17 protein-coding genes are annotated in these 19,685 nt (G+C 74.1%); 5 read left to right on the top strand and 12 right to left on the bottom strand.

Annotated features, from left to right (window positions below):
• Nucleotides 1–48: 48 nt before the first annotated feature.
• Complete coding sequence (locus tag GCE86_RS25825) at nucleotides 49–630, bottom strand: YceI family protein (protein ID WP_154229311.1); 582 nt, start codon at nucleotides 628–630, stop codon at nucleotides 49–51.
• Nucleotides 631–731: 101 nt separating this feature from the next.
• Between GCE86_RS25825 and GCE86_RS25820 the strand changes: the two genes are divergently transcribed.
• On the top strand, nucleotides 732–1,235 hold the full coding sequence (locus GCE86_RS25820; protein ID WP_154229310.1) for a MarR family winged helix-turn-helix transcriptional regulator: 504 nt from the start codon (nucleotides 732–734) through the stop codon (nucleotides 1,233–1,235).
• A gap of 225 nt (nucleotides 1,236–1,460) precedes the next feature.
• On the opposite strand, the gene GCE86_RS25815 is transcribed toward GCE86_RS25820, so the two are convergent.
• From GCE86_RS25815 to GCE86_RS25790, 6 genes are all read right to left on the bottom strand, one after another.
• Complete coding sequence (locus tag GCE86_RS25815; RefSeq protein WP_154229309.1) at nucleotides 1,461–4,088, bottom strand: ATP-binding protein; 2,628 nt, start codon at nucleotides 4,086–4,088, stop codon at nucleotides 1,461–1,463.
• Nucleotides 4,089–4,213: 125 nt separating this feature from the next.
• Nucleotides 4,214–5,362, bottom strand: coding sequence for an acyl-CoA dehydrogenase family protein (locus GCE86_RS25810; RefSeq protein WP_154229308.1), 1,149 nt, complete (start codon nucleotides 5,360–5,362; stop codon nucleotides 4,214–4,216).
• Between the two features lie 81 nt (nucleotides 5,363–5,443).
• A complete protein-coding gene (locus GCE86_RS25805) occupies nucleotides 5,444–6,976 on the bottom strand; it encodes an acyl-CoA carboxylase subunit beta (protein WP_154229307.1) in 1,533 nt (510 codons plus the stop codon).
• Between the two features lie 272 nt (nucleotides 6,977–7,248).
• Nucleotides 7,249–8,169, bottom strand: a complete 921-nt coding sequence (locus GCE86_RS25800) for a hydroxymethylglutaryl-CoA lyase (RefSeq protein ID WP_154229306.1) — start codon at nucleotides 8,167–8,169, stop codon at nucleotides 7,249–7,251.
• A gap of 61 nt (nucleotides 8,170–8,230) precedes the next feature.
• The gene (locus GCE86_RS25795) at nucleotides 8,231–9,568 is read right to left on the bottom strand and encodes an acetyl-CoA carboxylase biotin carboxylase subunit (RefSeq protein WP_154229305.1); all 1,338 of its coding nucleotides are present in this window, start codon (nucleotides 9,566–9,568) and stop codon (nucleotides 8,231–8,233) included.
• Nucleotides 9,569–9,664: 96 nt separating this feature from the next.
• Nucleotides 9,665–10,288 carry a TetR/AcrR family transcriptional regulator gene (locus GCE86_RS25790; RefSeq protein ID WP_154229304.1) on the bottom strand — a complete coding sequence of 208 codons (624 nt, stop codon included), beginning with the start codon at nucleotides 10,286–10,288 and terminating at the stop codon, nucleotides 9,665–9,667.
• A gap of 113 nt (nucleotides 10,289–10,401) precedes the next feature.
• On the opposite strand from GCE86_RS25790, the gene GCE86_RS25785 reads away from it, so the two are divergent.
• Entirely contained in the window at nucleotides 10,402–11,637 is a 1,236-nt protein-coding gene (locus tag GCE86_RS25785) for an MFS transporter (RefSeq protein ID WP_154229303.1), read from the top strand.
• Between the two features lie 27 nt (nucleotides 11,638–11,664).
• Here the strand turns inward: GCE86_RS25785 and GCE86_RS25780 are convergent, their stop codons facing one another.
• Nucleotides 11,665–12,819: an FAD-dependent monooxygenase gene (locus tag GCE86_RS25780; RefSeq protein WP_154229302.1), complete on the bottom strand. Its 1,155-nt coding sequence runs from the start codon at nucleotides 12,817–12,819 to the stop codon at nucleotides 11,665–11,667.
• A gap of 102 nt (nucleotides 12,820–12,921) precedes the next feature.
• On the opposite strand from GCE86_RS25780, the gene GCE86_RS25775 reads away from it, so the two are divergent.
• Nucleotides 12,922–13,491: a TetR/AcrR family transcriptional regulator gene (locus tag GCE86_RS25775; RefSeq protein WP_204342712.1), complete on the top strand. Its 570-nt coding sequence runs from the start codon at nucleotides 12,922–12,924 to the stop codon at nucleotides 13,489–13,491.
• On the opposite strand, the gene GCE86_RS25770 is transcribed toward GCE86_RS25775, so the two are convergent.
• The 3 genes from GCE86_RS25770 to GCE86_RS25760 all read right to left on the bottom strand — a co-directional run bounded on the left by GCE86_RS25770 (nucleotide 13,488) and on the right by GCE86_RS25760 (nucleotide 15,628).
• Nucleotides 13,488–14,390: a sulfurtransferase gene (locus GCE86_RS25770; RefSeq protein WP_154229300.1), complete on the bottom strand. Its 903-nt coding sequence runs from the start codon at nucleotides 14,388–14,390 to the stop codon at nucleotides 13,488–13,490. The genes GCE86_RS25775 and GCE86_RS25770 overlap by 4 nt on opposite strands.
• A 66-nt stretch (nucleotides 14,391–14,456) precedes the next feature.
• A complete protein-coding gene (locus GCE86_RS25765; RefSeq protein ID WP_154229299.1) occupies nucleotides 14,457–14,903 on the bottom strand; it encodes a hypothetical protein in 447 nt (148 codons plus the stop codon).
• Nucleotides 14,904–14,905: 2 nt separating this feature from the next.
• Nucleotides 14,906–15,628, bottom strand: a complete 723-nt coding sequence (locus GCE86_RS25760) for an SGNH/GDSL hydrolase family protein (RefSeq protein ID WP_204342724.1) — start codon at nucleotides 15,626–15,628, stop codon at nucleotides 14,906–14,908.
• Nucleotides 15,629–15,913: 285 nt separating this feature from the next.
• Between GCE86_RS25760 and GCE86_RS25755 the strand changes: the two genes are divergently transcribed.
• Nucleotides 15,914–17,482, top strand: a complete 1,569-nt coding sequence (locus GCE86_RS25755; RefSeq protein ID WP_154229297.1) for a hypothetical protein — start codon at nucleotides 15,914–15,916, stop codon at nucleotides 17,480–17,482.
• A gap of 20 nt (nucleotides 17,483–17,502) precedes the next feature.
• Nucleotides 17,503–19,146: an outer membrane protein assembly factor BamB family protein gene (locus GCE86_RS25750; protein WP_239542961.1), complete on the top strand. Its 1,644-nt coding sequence runs from the start codon at nucleotides 17,503–17,505 to the stop codon at nucleotides 19,144–19,146.
• A 42-nt stretch (nucleotides 19,147–19,188) separates the two neighbouring features.
• Here the strand turns inward: GCE86_RS25750 and GCE86_RS25745 are convergent, their stop codons facing one another.
• On the bottom strand, nucleotides 19,189–19,563 hold the full coding sequence (locus GCE86_RS25745) for a VOC family protein (RefSeq protein ID WP_154229296.1): 375 nt from the start codon (nucleotides 19,561–19,563) through the stop codon (nucleotides 19,189–19,191).
• Nucleotides 19,564–19,685: the final 122 nt, after the last annotated feature.

The raw sequence follows: 19,685 nt of genomic DNA, 5'->3' as shown, positions 1-19,685 counted from the left end.
CCCGCGCCGTCGGGTGACGGCGCGGGCCCGTGGGGTCGTACGCGGGGATCAGGCCTGGCGGACGGCCTCGCCCTCGATCTCGATCTTGATCTTCTTGCCGACCAGGACGCCACCGGTCTCCAGGGCGACGTTCCAGGTCAGGCCGAACTCCTCGCGGTCGATCTCGGTTGACGCGGAGAAGCCGAAGATGTCCTGGCCGAAGGGGCTGCGGCCGACGCCCTCGAACTCGACGTCCAGGTCGACCGGACGGGTCACACCCTTGATGGTGAGCTCACCGGTGAGGACGAACTCGTTGCCGTCGCGGGACTTCACGCCGGTGCTGCGGAACTCCAGGGTCGGGAACTGCTCGGCGTCGAGGAACTCCGGGCTGCGCAGGTGCGCGTCACGGTCGGCCTGGGCGGTGTTGATGCTGGCCGCCTGGATGGTGGCGGTCACCGACGACTGCATGGGGTCCTCGGCCACGGTGATGGTGGCGGTAGCCTCGGCGAACTCACCGCGTACCTTGCTGACCATCATGTGCCGGGCCACGAACCCGACGCGCTTGTGAGCCGCGTCCAGCAGGTAGGTGCCGGCGGTCGGGATGGTGAGACCCTCCCAGTCGCGGGTAACGGCTTCGATGCTGCTGGTCATGCTGGTGTCCTCCAGTGGAGATTGTTTAGTAGCCCAACGACTGACTGAGCAACTATAGGCACAGCAATATTCCCTGTGTCAAGGACTGCTAGGATGGCTGCGTGGACAAGAACGTGTTCGACGATCCCCGGATCACCGCCATCGGCCTCCTCTTCGAGGTCAGCGCCGGGCTGTCGGCCCGGTTCGCCGCCCAGTTCGAGGAGCACGGCCTCTCCCCGGTCGAGTTCGAGGTGCTGATGCGGCTCACCCGGTCGCCGGGGCACCAGCTGCGGATGACCGACCTCGCGGCGCAGACCTCCCTGTCCACCAGCGGGGTCACCCGCGTGGTCGACCGGATGGAGCGCGACGGCCTGCTCCGCCGCCGGGCGTGCCCGTCCGACCGGCGCAGCTCGTACGCGGTGGTCACCGCCGCCGGCCTCAGCCGGCTGGACGAGACCCTGCCCGGGCACCTGCGGATCATCGAGGAGTGGTTCACCGGCCAGCTCGTTCCGGCCCAGCTGGAGGCGGTCCTCGACGGTCTGCGCCGGGTCCGTGACGCGGTACACCCGGGTGCGACGGCCGGCAGCACCGAACCCGTGCCCGCCGGACGGCCCGCCGACTGCTGAGCTCCGGCGGCTCGGGTCTACCTGCGGGTCACCGGCAGAAAGACCGGCAGAACCGCCCGAGCACGACTACATAACGTCTCATACACCCTCGAAACGCCCACGTCGGCTGGATAGTCTTCCGGCAGCGGGGGGCACCGGGGGGTGCCGGCGCGAGCGTTGAGCGAGGGGCAGCACCAGGGGGCTTCTTCGCTCGCGCCACCCCCGCGCCTTCGTCTCCTGCCCCGGTCAGTTGCCTCGGACGGCGCGTTCCCGGCGGGCCACCAGTGCGTAGAGCAGGGCCTCCTCCCGGGGCAGCAGCCGGATCCCCGTGGCCCGGCAGGCCCGGTCCAGCCGGTCCAGCACCGCCACCTCACCCGTGCTGGCCGCCAGCCCCACCAGTGCCTCGACCACGTCGCGCCGCTCCCCGCCGCCGCCCGCGGACTCCGCCGCCGCCGTGAACCACTCGGCGGCCAGCTCCCGATCACCCCGGTGCAGCGCGAGGTGACCCTCGATCAGCGCGCAGACCACCTCCTCCGGGGAGACGTCCCGGCGTTCCCCGGCCGGGTCCTCCACGCCCGGCGGCCGGCGCTGCGCCGGGACCGGGTGCGCCGGCCGCAGCTCGGCCACGACCTCCAGCGCCTCGGCCACCCTCCCCTCGAGGGCGAGCGCCAGCCCGACCGTCCCGACCACCCGTCGCCACCGCCCCGGGTCGCCCAGCTCGACGAGCGCGTCCGCCGCCCGCCGTCCCAGCTCCACGGCGTCGACGTACCGGCCCTCCAGCCGGGTCACCTCGGCCAGGTCGGCACGGGCCAGCAGGCGGAGACGCTGCTCCCCGCTCTGGGTGGCCAGCCGGTCGACCGTGGCCAGCCGGCGCCGCGCACCGGTTAGGTCCGCCACGCGTACGTCGTGCCAGGTGAGGTGCTGGTGCGCCACGGCCATCTCGCGTACCCGGCCGTGCCGGGTGGCCACCTCCAGCGCCGCCTCGGCCTGCTCCCGGGCCTCCCGGTGAGCGCCGGCGGAACTGAGCAGCGCGCAGAGCACCGAGCGGGCCGACAGCTCGCCGGTCACCTCCCCGGCCGCCCGGAAGATCTCCAGCGCGTCCCGGACCGCCGGCAGCTCCCCGCCACCCGCGCCGTGCTCGGCGGCGAGGCGGGCCGACCCGAGCAGCGCCCAGGCCCGCAGCACGGGCGGGGCGCCGGCGGTACGCGGGTCGGCCAGCAGCCGGCGCAGCCAGCGGCGACCGGAGACGTCCCGCCCGCGCAGGCGCCACCAGCGGGGCAGTGCCGCCGCCAGGAGCAGCGCGGTCGCCGGATCGTCCTCGGCGGCATGGGCCAGGGCGGCCGTGATGTCGCTGGTCGCCTCGTCGAGCAGGTGCACGGCGGTGGGCACGTCCGCGCCGACCAGACCCGGAGCGGTACGCCGTACGAGCCCGGCCACGACCAGGGCGTGCCGCCGCCGGATGGCGGTCAGCTCCCCCTCGACGGCGGCCTGTTCGGTGGCGAAGTCGCGGACCGCGTCCAGCAGGCGGAACCGGAACGGGCCGGTGCCGCGGACGCTGAGCAGACCGAGCTCCCGCAGCCGGTCCAGCAGGGGCACGGCGTCCCGCCGCTCCCCGCCGTCGGCCAGCAGGTCCTCGGCCAGCTCGACCGACCAGCGGTTACGGAAGGCGGACAGCCGGCGCAGCGCCGCGCGTTCGGCGGGCGCGAGCAGGTGGTAGCTGGTCGCCACGGCCTCGCGCAGGGTCACCGTGCCGGCGGCCGGGTCGGCGGGCTCCCAGCCGGGGCGTACGCCGGCCAGGTCGAGGACCCGGTCGCCGTAGCGGTCGAGCAGTTCGGTGACGTCGAGGATCCGGCCGCGCGCGGCCATCAGCTCGATGGCCAGCGGCAGCCCACCGAGGCGGCGCACCAGCGCGGCGAGCGCCGGCAGTTCGGCCGGGGTGGGCGGCTCGCGGCGTGCCCGGGCCAGGCGGGCGAGGAACAGGGTCGCCGCGGGCCAGCGGGCCAGCTCGGCGGGATCCGCCGGCTCCAGGCCGGCCGGCGGCACGTCGAGCGGCGCGACCGGCCGGACCAGCTCGCCGGGAACTCCCGCGGGACGCCGGCCGGTGACCAGCACCCGCAGCGTCGGCGCCGCCGCGACCAGGGTGCGCAGCGCCTCGGCGACCGGGCCGGGCGCCCGCTCCACCGCGTCCACCAGCAGCAGCGCGGGCTGGCCACCGAGCCGGCAGGAGAGGTCGGCCAGCCGGTTCACGCCGAGCACCGCGACCGAGGCGGCGAGCACGTCGGCAGCATCCGAGCCCTCGCCGACCAGCACCCCGGTCACGCCGGCCGGATGGTCGGTGGCCGCCGCGTAGGCGACGGTGAGGGCGAGTGCGGTCTTGCCGACGCCGGCCAGCCCGACCAGGCTCACCACCGGATGCTCGGCGAGCAGGGCGGTCACCTCGGCGACGTCCCGGTCCCGGCCGAGCAACGGGACCGGCTGGGGCAGCGCGATGGGCGTACCCGAATCGGTGCCCGCCGAGCCGGTGACCGCGAGGTGCCGCGCGGGCGGGCGCGGCGCGTCGGCCGCGTCGGGACCACCGACCGGCGGCTGAGGTGCGTCGGCGGGCGGGGCGGCCTGGGCCGGCCGGGCGGCGGCCAGGAACGCCTGCCGGGCCGGACCGGTCAGGCCGAGGGCGTCGGCGAGCAGGTCGACGGTGGTGCGCTGGGGCCGGGTCGCCCGGCCCCGCTCCAGATCGCGGACGGTCCGCACGCCGACTCCGGCCCGGGTGGCCAGTTCGGCCTGGGTGAGGCCGGCGGCGAGCCGGTGCCCGCGCAACAGGTCGGGCAGCGGGGTACGACCGCCCGGGCTCCGCGAACGATCATGATCGGGAGTCATGGGCACGAAGAGTACGGATCGGGTCGGACGCTCCACAGCCCATCGTCGGGCAGCCGACCGTCCGGTGCCGATATCCGACAGACGGTGAACCCGCCCGGGCCCGACCGGCCCGGGCGGGGCACCACTCACATGCCGAGGTCGCGGGCGATGACCATGCGCTGCACCTCGCTGGTGCCCTCGCCGATCTCCAGGATCTTGGAGTCGCGCCAGAAGCGGGCCACCGGGTACTCGTTCATGAAGCCGTAGCCGCCGTGGATCTGGGTCGCCTCGCGGGCGTTGTCCACCGCGACGGTGCTGGCGTGCAGCTTGGCGATGGCGGCCTGCCGCTTGAACGGCTCGCCGGCCAGCATCCGGGCGGCCGCGTCGTAGTAGGCGAGCCGCGCGGTGTGCGCCTTCAGCTCCATGTCGGCGATCTTGAACTGGATCGCCTGGTACGCGCCGATCGGCCGGCCGAACGCCTGGCGCTCCTTCGCGTACTTGATCGACTCGTCGACGCAGCCCTGGGCGAGGCCGACGGCCAGGGCCGCGATGGCGATCCGGCCCTCGTCGAGGATGCGCAGGAACTGGGCGAAGCCCCGGCCGCGCTCGCCGAGGAGGTTCGCCGCCGGCACCCGGCAGTCGTCGAAGGTCAGCTCGTGGGTGTCGGAGGCGGTCCAGCCGACCTTCGAGTAGCCCGGCGCGACGGTGAAGCCCGGCGTACCGGACGGGACGATGATGGTGGACAGCTCCTTCGAGCCGTCCGGCCTCGTGCCGGTGACCGCCGTGACCGTGACCAGCGAGGTGATGTCGGTGCCGGAGTTCGTGATGAACGCCTTCGAGCCGTTGATCACCCACTCGTCGCCGTCCAGGACGGCCCGCGTCTGCGTGCCGCCCGCGTCCGAGCCGGTGCCCGGCTCGGTGAGCCCGAAGCCCGCGAGGGCCTCGCCGCTCAGCAGCTTCGGCAGCCACCGGGCCTTCTGCTCGTCGGTGCCGAACCGGTAGATGGGCATCGCGCCGAGCGAGACCGCCGCCTCCAGGGTGATGGCCACGCTGGAGTCGACCCGGGCCAGCTCCTCCAGGGCCAGGCAGAGCGCGAAGTAGTCGCCGCCCATGCCGCCGTGCTCCTCCGCGAAGGGAAGGCCGAACAGGCCCATCTTGCCCATCTGGCGGACGATCTCGTACGGGAAGGTGTGCTGCTCGTAGTGCTCGGCGACGGCGGGCGCGACCACCTCGCGGGCGAAGTCCCGCACGCTCTCCCGCAGCGCCTCTTGTTCCTCGCTGAGCCGGAAGTCCATCTGATCCTCCTGTGGGATGCCCCTGTGGACGGGCCGCCCGGGCGCTCGTGACGCCGGGGTCGGTGGTGCGGATCGGGTGGGTCAGACCGGGGTGACGCCGTGCCGGCGCTTCGCGAAGTGCCGCTCCTTGCCGCGCGCGGCGGCGAACCGGCGGACCAGTTCGGCGCGCAGCTCGTGCGGCTCGACGATGGCGTCCACCACCAGCTCGCTGGCGAGCCGGACGATGTCGATGTCGCGCTCGTACTCCTCGCGCTTCGCGGCGACGAAAGCGGCCCGCTCGGCCTCGTCCTCGATCGCGGCGATCTTGTTGGCGTAGACGGCGTTGACCGCGGCCTCCGCCCCCATCACCGCGATCTTCGCGGTGGGCAGCGCGATCGTCGCGTCCGGCTCGAAGCCGGGGCCGGCCATCGCGTAGAGGCCGGCGCCGTAGGCCTTGCGGACCACCACGCAGATCTTGGGTACGGTCGCCTCGGAGATCGCCGTGATCATCTTGGCGCCGTGCCGGATGATGCCCTGCTTCTCCACGGCACTGCCGACCATGAACCCGGGCACGTCGGACAGGAACAGCAGCGGCACGTTGAACGCGTCGCAGAGCTGCACGAACCGGGTCGCCTTGTCGGCCGAGTCGACGAAGAGCACGCCGCCCTTGAACATGGAGTTGTTGCCGACCACGCCGACGACCTCGCCGTTCAGCCGGCCGAAGCCGATGGTCAGCTCCTTGGCCCAGAGCGCCTGGATCTCGAAGAAGCTGCCCTCGTCGAGCAGGCCCTTGACGTACCGGCGCATGTCGAACGCCTGCCGCTCGCTGGCCGGGACCAGCGCGGCCAGGTCGGCCTTCTCCGGCGCGTCCACGGCCTCGGCGGCCGGCGGCTCCTGCTGCCAGTTCGACGGCAGGTAGGACAGGTACGTCCGGACCACGTCGAGCGCGTCGTTCTCGGTCTTGCAGAGGAAGTGACCGACGCCGGACTCGGCGCAGTGCACCTTGGCCCCGCCCATCGCCTCCAGCGTGGTCTTCTCGCCGGTGACCATCTCGACCATCCGGTCCGAGCCGAGGTACATGCTGGCGTTGCCCTCGACCATGGCGACCACGTCGCAGAACGCCGGGATGTACGCGCCGCCCGCCGCGCTCGGCCCGAACAGGGCGCAGACCTGCGGGATCGAACCAGAGGCGCGGACCTGGTTCCAGAAGATCTTGCCGGCGCCGCGGCGGCCGGGGAAGAGGTCGACCTGGTCGGTGATCCGGGCGCCGGCCGAGTCGACCAGGTAGACCATGGGCACGCTGGTCGAGTAGGCCCGCTCGATGATCCGGATGATCTTCTCGACCGTCCGGGCGCCCCAGCTGCCGGCCTTCACCGTGGAGTCGTTCGCCATGAGGCAGACCGGCCGGCCGTCGATGGTGGCCGTACCGGTGACCACGCCGTCGGCGGGCAGCCCCTCGGCCATCGCGTTGGCGTAGAGCCCGTCCTCGACGAAGGAGCCCTCGTCGACCAGGTACGCGACCCGCTCGCGGGCGAAGAGCTTGCCCTTGGCGGCGTTCGCCGCGTGGTACTTGTCCGCACCGCCGGCCTTGGCGCGCTTGCGCAGCTGCTCCAGGGCCTCACCGTCGAGCGTCACGCCGACTCCCCTTGCCACCGGCCGCCTCGTGAGCGCGCCGACCGACCTGAACGATCGTTAGGCTAGCGCATTCCCGCCCGGTCCGGCGACCTGCCTGCCCGCGCGCCGACCCGCCGCCTACCCGCCGCCCGTCCGCTGCCGTTGTTGATCAAGAAGTTTGCGTCAGGACGGGGCCGGAATCTGACGCAAACTTATTGATCAACTTCGCGGGGTGAGCGGGCTTCGCGGGGCGAGCGGGGTGAGCGGGCGCGGGGCGGGAGTGAGGGCTGGCGTCAGGAGGGGATCGGGGTCAGGCGGGTGCGCGGGCCGGCGCGGAGGACGCCCGACGGGAGCTTCTTGCCGACCAGGTGCTCGGCCAGCTCGGCGGCCTCGACGAGGGCGTCCAGGTCGATCCCGGTGTCGATGCCCATGTCGTGCAGCATGTGCACGGCCTCCTCGGTGGCCAGGTTGCCGCTGGCCCCCGGGGCGTACGGGCAGCCGCCGAGGCCGCCGACGCTGGCGTCGAACTCGGTGATGCCGAGTTCCATGGCGGTGAGCATGTTGGCCAGCGCGGTACCCCGGGTGTTGTGGAAGTGCAGCAGCACCGGCACGTGGGCGTTGCGGTCCCGGACCGCCGTGACGAGCTCGCGGACCCGCCGGGGCGTACCCATGCCCGTGGTGTCGCCGAAGGCCACCCGGTCGGCGCCGTCCCGGACGACCCGGTCGACGATGCCGGCCACCCGCTTCGGGTCGACGTCCCCCTCGTACGGGCAGCCGAAGCTGGTCGCCACGATCACCTCGGCGGCCGCGCCCGCGCCGTGCAGCAGGTCGATCAGCTCGGCGATGTCGTCGAGCGACTCCTCGGTGGACCGGTTGACGTTGCGCCGGTTGTGCGTGTCGCTGGCCGAGACCACCACCTCGATCTCGGTGAAGCCGGCGGCGAGGGCGCGCTGCGCGCCGCGGGTGTTCGGCACGAGCGCGGAGTAGCGCACCCCGTCGGCCTTCGCGGCCCGCTGCCACACCTCGTCGGCGTCGGCCATCTGCGGGATCGCCTTCGGATGCACGAACGAGACGGCCTCGATCCGTCGCACGCCGGTGCCGGAGAGCGCGTCGAGCAGCCGCACCTTGGCGTCGGTGGGGATCGGCTCCTCGTTCTGGAGCCCGTCCCGCGGCCCGACCTCCCGGATGGAGACGAAGTCCGGCAGTTCCGCCATAAGGGGTCACCTCACTGTGACGGTGTTACGTGATGGGTAATTCCAGCATCCCACCCGGGCGTCAGCGCATGCGTCGGACGATGCCGGTGTCGTAGTCGCCGGAGAGGAACTCCGGGTTCTCCAGCAGCTCGGCGAAGAACGGGAGGTTGTTCTTCGGGCCGGCGATCTCGAACTGGGCCACCGCCGCCTTCGCCCGCTGCACCGCCTCGTCCCGCGTGGCGCCGCTGACGATCAGCTTGGCCATGAGGCTGTCGTAGAACGGGGTGACCGTGTTGCCGGCGACGTAGCCGGAGTCGACCCGTACGCCCTCGCCGGCCGGTTCGTTCCAGGTGCTGATCGCGCCCGGACCGGGCAGGAAGCGCTTCGGGTCCTCGGCGTTGATGCGCAGCTCGATGGCGTGCCCGCGCGGCGCGAGCGCGTCCGGGTCGAAGGTCGGGGCCAGGCCGGCCGCCACCCGCAACTGCTCCTCGACCAGGTCGACGCCGTAGACGTACTCAGTCACCGGGTGCTCGACCTGGAGCCGCGTGTTCATCTCCAGGAAGAAGAACTCACCGGTGGCGGGATCGAGGAGGCACTCCACGGTGCCGGCGTTGCGGTAGCCGACCGCCTCGCCCGCTCGCACGGCCGCCGCCAGGAACCGCGCCCGCAGCTCGGGCGAGACCGCCGGGGACGGGGACTCCTCGACGAGCTTCTGGTTGCGCCGCTGCACCGAGCACTCGCGCTCGCCGAGCGCCACCACCCGCCCGTCGGCCAGGCCGAGAATCTGCACCTCGACGTGGCGTACCCGGGGGAAGTACCGCTCGATCAGCACCGAGCCGTCGCCGAACATCCGCTCGGCGAACGAGCGGACCTTGTCGTACTCCGTGCGCAGCGCGGCCTCGTCGGTCGCCACGCCCATGCCCATGCCGCCGCCACCGGCCGCGGCCTTGACCATCACCGGGTAGCCGATCTCCGCGGCGGCGGTGACCGCCGCGTCCAGGTCGGCCGCCGGGTCGGTGGTGCCGGGGGCGACCGGCACCCCGGCCGCCGCCATGATGTTCCGGGCATTGATCTTGTCGCCCATCGCGGCGATCGCGTCCGCGCCGGGTCCGACCCAGATCAGGCCGCCGGCCTCGACGGTACGGGCGAAGTCCGCGTTCTCCGACAGGAAGCCGTAGCCGGGGTGGATGGCCTGGGCGCCGGTGTCCCGCGCGGCGGCGAGGATCGCCTCGACGTTGCGGTAGCTGAGCGCGGGATTGGCGGGGCCGACGCAGACGGCCTCGTCGGCCTCGGTGACGAAGGGCAGCCCGGCGTCGGCCTCCGAGTGCACCGCGATCGCGCGGATCCCGAGCCTCTTCGCGGTGCGGATGATCCGGCGCGCGATCTCGCCACGGTTGGCCACCAACAGCGATTCGAACAAGGAAGGGTCCCTTCTTGACGCCTCTTGCATAGCAGGGGCCCCTTCATAACACGCGGAGGGCGCGCGTGCTTAACGCACGTTAAGGAGCGCCGGTCGTCAGGCCGGGTCCGTGGGGGCGAGGAGCGCGGCCAGCGTCGCGCCCCGCAGCAGCTCGGCACGGCGGCGGCGGTCCACCTCGCCACCGAGGAACGGGGTGGAGTTCATGAGGCCGAAGGCGGCGTGCGCGAGCACCCGCGCCTCGCCGTCCGGCAGCCCGGGGTGCAGCGCGGTCAGCACGGTCACCCACTCCTCGACGTACATCCGCTGGAGCCGGCGGATCCGGCGGCGCGGCTCGTCGGGGAGGCGGTCCAGCTCGTGCAGGTGCAGGGCGATGACGGCCGGGTTGGCCAGCGCGAAGTCGACGTGGAAGTCGATCAGCGACTCCAGCGTGCCGCGCGGGTCGTCGGGGTGGCCGGCGGCCCGTTCCCGGCCGCCGGCGAGCAGCCCCTCGCTGACCGGGATCAGCGCGGCGACCAGCATGGCCTCCTTGCCGGCGAAGTGGTGGTAGAGGGCCGGGCCGGTGACACCGGCGGCGGCGCCGATGTCGTCCATCGACACCCCGTGGTAGCCGCGCGCCGCGAAGAGCCCGACCGCGATCTCCAGGATCTCGTCACGCCGGGACCGGCGCCGGCCCGCACCCGCGCCGTTCGCCGCGCCCCGCGCCTGCTGTTCCACCGCCACCGGGCCAGCCTAGTCCGCGTGCCCGCGCCGGTGGAGCCTCGGTTACCCGTCGGTCGCCTCACATCCCGGGCCGCTTGACCCTCGACCGGGTTCAGGCCGCAGGGTCCGTCGGCATGACCGCTACGGCTACCGCACTCGGCCGGGACTACCGGTTGCTCTGGTCCGCCGCCGTCTCGTCCCGCTTCGGCGACGCGCTGCGCACGCCGGCCCTCGCCCTGCTGGCCGCCGCGCTGACCCGCGACCCCCGGGCGATCGCCGCGGTGACCGTGGCCGGGCAGCTCCCGCCGCTGCTGTTCGGGCTGCTCGGCGGCGCGTACGCCGACCGGTGGGACCGGCGCCGGACCATGGCGGCGGTGGACGGGGCCCGGGCCGTGGTGGTGGCGGCGCTGGCCGTGCTGGTCGCCACCGGCCGGGCCGGGGTCGCCGCGCTGGCCGTCGCCGCGTTCCTGCTCGCCACCCTGGGCACGCTCTTCGACGCGTCCGCCTTCGCCCTGCTGCCGTCGCTGGTGTCGCCGGCCGCCCTGGCCACCGCCAACGGCCGGCTCCAGGCCGGTACGTCCGTGGCCGGTGGCCTGCTCGGCACCCCGCTGGCCGGGCTCCTCTTCGCCCTGGCCGCGGCGCTCCCGTTCGCCGTGGACGCGCTGACCTTCGCCCTGGCGGCCGCCCTCGTCCTCGCTCTCCGCCCGTTGCCGGCGGCGCCGCCCCGGCCGGCCGGGCCGGGGGTGTGGCGGGAGGCGTGGGCCGGGGTGCGGTGGGTGCGCCGGGACCGGGTGCTGTGGGGGATCGCGCTCGCCTCGGCGGGGTCGAACCTGGCGATCAGCGGGCTGATGGCGGTCCTGGTGCTCTACGCCCTCGGGGCGCTGCGGGTGCCGCCCCAGGGCTACGGGCTGTTCGCGGCGGGAGTGGTGGTCGGCGGGCTGCTCGGGGCACTGGTGGCCGGGCGGGTGGCGACCCGGTTCGGCACGCTGCCCGCGCTGCGCGCGGTGCTGCTCGGGCAGACCGTGGCGCTGGCCGGGTTCGCCCTGGCCCGCGGCCCGCTGACCGGGGGCGTGGCGCTGGCCGTGTTCGCGTCGGGGACCACGATCTGGAACAGCCTCTGGTCGGCGTACGGGCAGCGGAACGTCCCGGCGGACCTGCTCGGGCGGGTCGGCGCGGCGCAACGCGTGGTCGGCCTGGCCGCCGCTCCGCTCGGGGCGGCGCTGGCCGGGTTCGCCGGCGAGGCGTACGGGGTGGGCTGGGTCGTCGCGGCGGCGGCCGGGGTGTTCGCCCTGGTCACGGCCGGCGCGTGGGGAACGCTGCGCCGCGCGGGCCGACCGTCGGCGGCCGGCCAGCCGTTGCCGGGCGCGTAGGGACCACCGCGCGGCGCGGGATCACGGTCAACCGGCGGCCGGTTCGAAGCCGGCCAACCGCACGGCCAGCCGCTGCCGGATCGGGGGCAGCGCGGAGGCGGCCCGGAGCACCAGGTCGCGCAGCGGCCGGCCGGCCGGTGGGACGGCGGTGAGCCGGGTCAGCCCGGCGGCGAAGCCGAGCACCTCCTCGGCGAGCGGGCGGCGGGCGGCCGCGTACCCGTCGAGGAGCGTGTCGGGACCCCCGGCGAGCACCGCGGCGAGGGTGTCGCCGAGGACGACCCCGTCGCGCAGGCCGAGGTTCATCCCCTGCCCGCCCGCCGGGCTGTGCACGTGTGCCGCATCCCCGGCGAGCAGCACCGGGCCGGACCGGTAGGTGCTCGCGATCCGGTGGTGGATCCGGAACCGGGAACTCCAGCACACGTCGGTGACCCGGTCCGGCCGCCGGGCCGGCCCCCGCTCGTCGAGCAGGGCCTGGAAGTGCGGCGCCCCGGGCTCCCGTGGCGCGTCGGCCACCGCGGCGACCAGCCGGACCAGGCCGCCGGGCAGCGGCGCCCAGACCAGGGGACCCTGCCGGGCCAGGAACAGGTTGACCTGGTCGCGGGGCAGCGTGCTGTCCACCCGGACGTCCGCGAGCAGGAACGACTCACCGGGGTCGGCCGGTCCGCCGAACCCGATGCCGGCCAGCTCGCGAACCGGGCTGCGCATGCCGTCGGCGCCGACCACCCAGCGGGCCCGGACCGTCCCGCCGCCCGCGAACGTCGCGGTGGCGCCGGCGCCGTCGAGGTCGAGGCCGGTCAGCTCGTACGGCCGGAGCACCCGCCCGCCGAGCGCGGCGATCCGGTCGGCCAGCACCGCCTCGGTCTCGGCCTGGGAGACGAGCAGCGCGTACGGGTAGCGGGACGGCAACCGGTCGAAGGGGACGGTGAGCAGCACCCGGTCGCGGTCGCGGACGGTGAACCGGGTCGACGGCAGCCCGTGGGCGGCCAGCGGGGCGGCGGCGCCGATCCGGTCCAGCACCTCCAGGGTGCCGGCGTGCACCACGGCGGCCCGCGAGGTGACCGGCGGGCTGGCGAGCCGGTCCACCACGGTCGCGGTCACCCCGTGCCCGGCCAGGGTCGCGGCGACGGCCAGACCGGTCGGCCCGGCCCCCACCACGAGGACGTCGGTGCGCTCGGGAAGCATGCCCCACCTCCAGGTAGCCAACAACTGTTTGCCAACAGGTGTTGACAACGGTAGGCGCGGCGCCGTTTCCATGTCAACGCTTGTTGGCCTACAGTTGTGGGCATGACTGAGACGGCACCCCGGGCCCGCCGCTCGGACGCCACGCGGGCGGCGATCCTGCGCGCCGCCCGGGAGCGCTTCGCCGCCGACGGCTACGAGCGGGCCACCATCCGGGCCATCGCCGCCGACGCGCACATCGACCCGTCCATGGTGATGCGCTACTACGGCAGCAAGGAGGGGCTGTTCGCCGCGGCGGCCGAGTTCGACCTGCGCCTGCCCGACCTGGCCGCCGTGCCGCCGGACCGGCTCGGCGAGACGCTGGTGCGCCACTTCCTCGCCCGGTGGGAGGGGGACGAGACCCTCGCGGCGCTGCTCCGGGCGGCCAGCACCAACCCGGGAGCGGCCGAGCGGATGCGCCTGCTCTTCGCCGATCAGCTCGCCGCGGCCGTGGCCGGTTTCGGCACCGACCCGGCGACCACCGCCCGCCGGGCCGGCCTGGTGGCCAGTCAGACCCTCGGCCTGGCCTTCACCCGCTACATCGTCCGGCTGCCGCCGGTGGTGGAGATGGCGCCGGAGGATCTGGTCGAGTGGATCGCCCCGACCCTCCAGCGCTATCTGACCGGCCGGCCCTAACCGGTGAAGCTGCCCGGCTCCTCGCCCTGCACCACGGGAGCGCGGACCAGGTTGCCCCACTCGGTCCACGAGCCGTCGTAGTTGCGGACGTGCGGGAACCCGAGGAGGTGGTGCAGCACGAACCAGGTGTGGCTGGACCGCTCGCCGATCCGGCAGTAGGCCACCACGTCGTCGGACGGGCTCAGCCCGAGCTGGTCGACGTAGATCGCCCGCAGCTCGTCCACCGACTTGAAGGTGCCGTCGTCGTTGGCGGCGGCCTTCCACGGCTTGCTCACCGCGCCCGGGATGTGGCCGCCGCGCAGCGCGCCCTCCTGCGGGTAGGCCGCCATGTGCAGCATCTCGCCGGTGTACTCACCCGGCGACCGCACGTCGACCAGCGGCCGGCCGGCGGTCACGTGCGCCATCACCTCGTCGCGGAACGCCCGGATCGGCTTGTCGTTCCGCTCCGGCACCGGGTAGTCGGCGCGCGGCCGGTTCACCGTGTCCTTGGACATCTCGCGGCCCTCGGCGACCCATTTCATCCGGCCGCCGTCGAGCAGGCGGACGTCGGCGTGGCCGAAGAGCGCGAACACCCAGAGGGCGTACGCCGCCCACCAGTTGAAGTTGTCGCCGTAGAAGACCACCGTGTCGCCGCGGCCGATGCCCTTGGCGGCGCACAGCTCGGCGAAGCTCTTCGCGTCGAGGTAGTCCCGGGTCACCTGGTCGTTCAGCTCGGTGTGCCAGTCGACCTTCACGGCGCCGGGGATGTGGCCGGTGTCGTAGAGGAGGACGTCCTCGTCGGACTCGACGACCACGAGGCCCTCGTCGCCCAGGTGCTCGGCCAGCCACTCCGTGGTGACCAGACGCTGGGGGTCGGCGTAGGACTGGAGGTGGGAATTCGGATCGCTCGGCACAGGCATGAGCCCCAAAGTACGCCGGATCACGGCACCGCGACCGGCCATCCCGTGTGGTGGGGCGAACACCGGTCAGGCGCGGCGGTGCACCAGCCGCCCGGCGACCACGGTCGCGAGGCAGGAACCGTCGGCGGCGAACACCGCCAGGTCGGCCCGGCCACCGACCACCAGCGCCGGCGGCCGGTCGGCGGCGAGCACCGCCACCTCGTTGCGCACGGTGGCGGCCCGCAGCGCCGGGTCGGTGACGTGGTCGGCGAGCACCGCGGCGGCCCCGAGCCGGAACAGGGCGTGCACCCGTTCGCGCGGGGTCGGCGCGGGCGGCAGCGGCCCGTCGTGCACCAGCGCCGGCCCGAGGGTGCCGTTCCACCGCCGCACCCGCACCTCCGGGTACGCCCCGGTCAGCTCGTCGACCGGCGCCACGGCCTCGACCCGGTCGCCGGTCACCAGCACGGCGTGACCCGGCCGGGGCTCGTCGTCGAGGTGGAACCGCAGCAGGGGCGCGACGTGCAGGGTGCGCACGGTCAGTCGAGGGTGATCGGCCCGAGCACCGGCCGCTTGGCGGTGATCAGGTCGCCGGACGAGCGGCCGGTCAGCCGGCGCTTGATCCAGGGGGCCAGGTGGTGGCCGGCCCAGCGCAGGTCGGCGGCCCGGGCGGCCAGCCACGGGGTGGGGGCCGGATGCGGCGGCACCAGGAGCCAGTCCTCGTCACAGGCCACGCCCAGCGCGGCGAGCACCTGCCCGGCCACCCGGCGGTGCCCGGCCGCCGACAGGTGCAGCCGGTCGGTGCTCCAGAGCAGCGGGTTGAGGTAGGTGTCGTCGGCGTACAGGTCGACCAGGATGGCGCCGTGCCGCTCGGCGACCTCGCCGACCACCCGGTTGAGCAGGTTCACCCGGGGGGCCACCAGCCGCTGACCGGGCAGCCGGGCCATCACGTCGGCGAACCGGAACAGCACCACGTCGGCGCCGCCGGCACGCAGCTCCGCGATCACCGCGTCGAAGCGCGGCACGAAGGCGTCCGGATCGAAGGTACGGCGCAGCACGTCGTTGCCGCCGGCCGCGAAGCTGATGAGGTCGGGCTTCATGGCCAGCGCGGCCGGCACCTGCTCGGCCACGATGTTCGGGAACAGGCGGCCGCGGATGGCCAGGTTGGCGTAACCGAAGTCGGGGCCGGCCTCGGCCGCGAGCCGGGTGGCGACCAGGTCGGCCCAGCCCCGGTAGGTGCCGTCCGGATACGCGTCGTCCATGCCCTCGGTGAAGCTGTCGCCCACCGCCACGAAGCTGCGCCAGCGCACTGCGCCTCCCTCTGACTGACCCGGCAGAGCTGCGTCGGCCAGTCTCGCACCGACCGGGCTCCCGCCGCCCGACCCCCGCGCCGGACGTGGCGGAGGTCATCGGGACAAATGTCCCGCTTGGTGGATCCGGGGCAGAATCCGTCCGGCCGACCGGGGATGATGTTGCCCGTCATCCGGTCGGGGGGTGGGCGGCGCCCGCCGCTGCGGCTGGGCAGCGACGGCGCGAACGAGGACCGCATGACCCAGGGACACCCGGCCGCCTTCCCGGCCGACGGTCACCCGCACCCGCCGGGCCCGGCGTACCCGGCCGCAGCACCGGGTCTCCCCGCCCCGCCCGGCTACGGGCCGCCGGGGGCGTACCCGAACGGGCCGGGACAGCCGGGCGCGTACCCGGGTGGGCCGGGGCAGCCGGGCTTCGGGGCGTACCCGCCGGTTCCGCCGCCGCGGCCGAAGTCCCGGCGCGGGCTCTGGATCGGGCTCGGCGCCGGGGCGCTGGTGCTGACCCTCTGCGCCGGCACGGCGATCGGCGTGGGCGTCGGGCTGAGCGAGCGCGGCGAGGACGCCCCGAAGGCCGCCGCCGCGGCGAACGGGGTGACCGTCACCCAGCAGGACCTGGACGACCTGCTGGCCCGGCACAGCAAGGCGCTCGCCGACAAGGACCTGAAGGCCTACCTGGCGCCCTTCGACCCGGCCCGCAAGGACCTGGTCGCCGCCCAGAGCCGCCTCTTCGCCAACCTGGGCAAGCTGCCGCTGGCCGTCGGTCAGTACCGGACCGTCGCCCAGCAGGGGCGGACCACCGACAGCTTCGGCCGTGGGGTCAGCTTCCAGCTCGACGTCTCCTTCGTGCACCAGTTCGAGGGGTACGACCTCACCCCGGTCGCCGAGTGGTACCGCTGGACCGTCGTCCGCGAGAGCCAGGGCGCGCCGCTGAAGGTCACCGCCGTCAGTGGGGCGCCCGCCGCGATGGGCAACTCGAAGACCGTCTACTACCCCGCCCCCTGGGACAAGTGGCGCGAGATCCACGTCGAGCGCACCCCGCACACCCTCGTCATCACCGACGCCACGCTGGCCGGCGAGGCGAAGCGCTACGCCCCGGTCGCCGAGGCGGCGGTCGCCGACGACTTCGCCGCCTGGAAGGCCGGCGGGGTCACCGCGGACATCCCGAAGGGCTTCGTCATCAGCCTGGTCAAGGGGAAACAGGACCTGGGCTCGCTCTACCGGATCAACAAGGAGGAGACCACCGAGGCCGGCGTCTCGATCGGCATGGTCTCCGCCGACCGGAAGCAGGATGTCGACATCGGCGGCACCCGGATCGTGATCGACGTGGCCGACCGGTCGTTCTTCACCGCCGGCGACAGCCGCGGGCCACGGGAGATCTTCCGGCACGAGGTGGGCCACTCGCTGGTCGCCAGCCTGGAGGACGCCGACAAGCAGGACTTCTTCGACGGCATCGAGAACTGGGTCGTGGAGGGCTTCGCCGAGTACCTGGCCCACCGGGGCGAGCCCCTGCGGTCCAGCGGGCGGACGGCACAGGCCCGGTCGCTGGTCCGCGCCGGCGACTGGGACGGCACCCTGCCGGGCAACGGCGACTGGGACTCCCCGGGGCGGGTCAGCTTCCACTACTGGCTCGGGCACGCGGCGATGACCCACCTGGCGGAGAAGTACGGCGAGCAGAAGCTGTTCCAGTTCGTGACCGCCCGCTACCAGGGCGCGACCGCCGACCAGGCCAGCCGGCAGGTGCTCGGCGTCCCGCTCGCCGAGTTCCAGACCGGCTGGGCGGCGTACGTGCGGGCGCAGGCGCGCTGAGCGGGAACGGAGCGAACGAGATGACGAACCCAGAGTTCCCCGTGAACCAGCCCGGGGCACCGACCGGCTGGCCCGCCGCGCCACAGCAGCCGTGGCCGCAGCAGCCGGCCGCGGCGCCGCAGGTGCCATATCCCGGAGCGCCGCAGCCGCCGCACTCGGTGACCGGCCAGCCGCCGTATCCGGTGACCGGCCAGCCGCCGTATCCGGTGACCGGCCAGCCGCCCTACCCGGTCGCCGGGCAGCCGCCCTACCCCCCGGCCGGGCAGCCGGCGTACCCGATGGCAGGGCAGCCCGCGTACCCGCCGAGCGGCTGGGCCGGGCCGGGAGGTAACCCCCCGGCGGCGCCCAAGCGGCGCGGGCGGGTGGCCCTGCTGGTCGCCGGCGGGCTGGTGGCCGTGCTGGCCGTGGGCGCCGGCACCGCCTGGGGAGTCTCCCGGCTCGTCGGCGGCGGCTCCGCTGCGGACGGTGAGCTGAAGACCGCCTGGGTGCTGGACTTCCCCGAACGGCAGGACACCGGCCTCACCACCTACGACCAGCAGGACATGTTCGGCGCCTGGCTGGCCAGTGACAACGTGGTCCGGGCACAGGGTGACGGGCTGCTCGCCTACCGGCTCTCCGACGGCGGGCAGGCGTGGGGTGCGCCCGCGCCGGAGGGCACCTCGCTCTGCGTCGCCGCGCAGGCGGTGACCGAGGGCCGGGGCGCGGTGGCGGTCGGCTCCGAGCAGTCCTGCAACACCGTCGCCGGCTTCGACCTGACCAGCGGCAAGGTGACCTGGCAGGCGAAGTTCCCGGCACCGGCCCGGGAGGGCCGGGACGCGCTCGCCGCACCGGACCTCGCCGTCGCCGGCCAGCAGGTGATCGTCCGCTCCGGCGACACCATGATCGGGTTCTCGCTCGCCGACGGGAAGCAGCTGTGGCGCACCACCGGCGAGAAACTGCTGCCCGGCCGGGACTGCGGGTTCAAGGACATGCGGGCCGCCGACGACCTGGTGGTGGTCACCTACGGCTGCTCCATCGGTGGTGAGGTCGACGGCGTGGACCCGGCCACCGGCAAGGTGCGCTGGCGGCAGCGGCTGCCGGAGTCGAAGGTCACCGACGGCGTGCTGAGTGTGCGGCCGCTGATCAGCCTGCCCGGGCTGGGGCACGACAGCTACACGGTGCGGGACCCGAGGACCGGCCGGGAGACCGGGTCGTTCACCGACCCCATCGAGGGCACCGAACTCTGGGACGTGCCACCCAACCGGTCCAACGCGATCGACGGCCCGGCCGTCTACCAGTTCCTCGCCGACGACGACACGCTCTACTACCCGACGTTCCCGAAGAACGTCCCCAACTCGGGCCGGGCGGCCAACCAGATCATCGCCATCGACCTGGCCACCGGGAAGCGGCGCTGGATCTCGTCCGGGCACAACGCCAGCAAGGTCGAGCTCATCCGCCGCGACGACCAGGGGTTGCTGGCCTGGGAGACCGGTGACCGGCGGAAGCTGGCGCCACGGCTGGTCCGCATCGACCCCGCCACCGGCGCGGTCAGCGCGGTGGCCGAGGGGCCGCTGTCGGCCGGCTTCGAGGGCGAGGAGGCCAAGGTCATGGAACGGGACGGGGTCGTGGTGATCGTGCCCTGGAAGCACGTCGTGGCGGACCGGGCGATCACCGTGCTCCGCTGATCGGGAGCGGGGACGAAGCAGCCCTGGGTGGCTCGGCGTGGTTCAGAGGTAGAGGCAGAACGGGTGGCCGGCCGGGTCGAGGTGCACGCGCACGTCGTCCTGCGGCTGGAAGTCCGCCACCGTGGCGCCCACCGACACCGCGTACGCCGACGCCGCGTCGAGGTCGTCGACCTTGATGTCGAGGTGCGCCAGCATCTGCGGCTCGCCCGGGCCGGCGGGCCAGACCGGCCGCTCGTACGCGGGCTCGGTCTGGAACGAGAGCCCCGCCCCGCCGTCCGGCGGGACGAGGACGACCCAGTCCGACTCGTCGTCCCGCCGCGACCATCCGAGCAGGCGTTCGTAGAACGTGGCCAGCTCCCGCGCGTCCGGCGAATCCAGCACAGTGGACGTCAGCGTCATCCGTGGCCTCTCATCCATGACCCTCTCCCTACCCACCCGGCGCACCTGATCCACTCCAGCTCGGCGAGGTGGGGGCATCGGACGGGCCCGGATGCCGCCACCTCGCCGATGTGCAGCCAATTGGATCGCCCGGCCGGCTC

Origin of the sequence: Micromonospora terminaliae (assembly GCF_009671205.1) — a bacterium.
Lineage (GTDB): Bacteria > Actinomycetota > Actinomycetes > Mycobacteriales > Micromonosporaceae > Micromonospora > Micromonospora terminaliae.
Note: the sequence above shows the minus strand (reverse complement) of the source record. Positions and strands in the feature narration are given on the sequence as shown.

What these genes read in the sequence shown, in the direction of transcription:
- GCE86_RS25825 (WP_154229311.1), bottom strand. Translation starts at nt 630, where the DNA reads ATGACCAGCAGCATCGAAGCCGTTACCCGCGACTGGGAGGGTCTCACC.
- GCE86_RS25815 (WP_154229309.1), bottom strand. Translation starts at nt 4,088, where the DNA reads ATGACTCCCGATCATGATCGTTCGCGGAGCCCGGGCGGTCGTACCCCG.
- GCE86_RS25810 (WP_154229308.1), bottom strand. Translation starts at nt 5,362, where the DNA reads ATGGACTTCCGGCTCAGCGAGGAACAAGAGGCGCTGCGGGAGAGCGTG.
- GCE86_RS25800 (WP_154229306.1), bottom strand. Translation starts at nt 8,169, where the DNA reads ATGGCGGAACTGCCGGACTTCGTCTCCATCCGGGAGGTCGGGCCGCGG.
- GCE86_RS25785 (WP_154229303.1), top strand. Translation starts at nt 10,402, where the DNA reads ATGACCGCTACGGCTACCGCACTCGGCCGGGACTACCGGTTGCTCTGG.
- GCE86_RS25780 (WP_154229302.1), bottom strand. Translation starts at nt 12,819, where the DNA reads ATGCTTCCCGAGCGCACCGACGTCCTCGTGGTGGGGGCCGGGCCGACC.
- GCE86_RS25775 (WP_204342712.1), top strand. Translation starts at nt 12,922, where the DNA reads ATGACTGAGACGGCACCCCGGGCCCGCCGCTCGGACGCCACGCGGGCG.
- GCE86_RS25770 (WP_154229300.1), bottom strand. Translation starts at nt 14,390, where the DNA reads ATGCCTGTGCCGAGCGATCCGAATTCCCACCTCCAGTCCTACGCCGAC.
- GCE86_RS25760 (WP_204342724.1), bottom strand. Translation starts at nt 15,628, where the DNA reads ATGGACGACGCGTATCCGGACGGCACCTACCGGGGCTGGGCCGACCTG.
- GCE86_RS25755 (WP_154229297.1), top strand. Translation starts at nt 15,914, where the DNA reads ATGACCCAGGGACACCCGGCCGCCTTCCCGGCCGACGGTCACCCGCAC.
- GCE86_RS25750 (WP_239542961.1), top strand. Translation starts at nt 17,503, where the DNA reads ATGACGAACCCAGAGTTCCCCGTGAACCAGCCCGGGGCACCGACCGGC.
- GCE86_RS25745 (WP_154229296.1), bottom strand. Translation starts at nt 19,563, where the DNA reads ATGGATGAGAGGCCACGGATGACGCTGACGTCCACTGTGCTGGATTCG.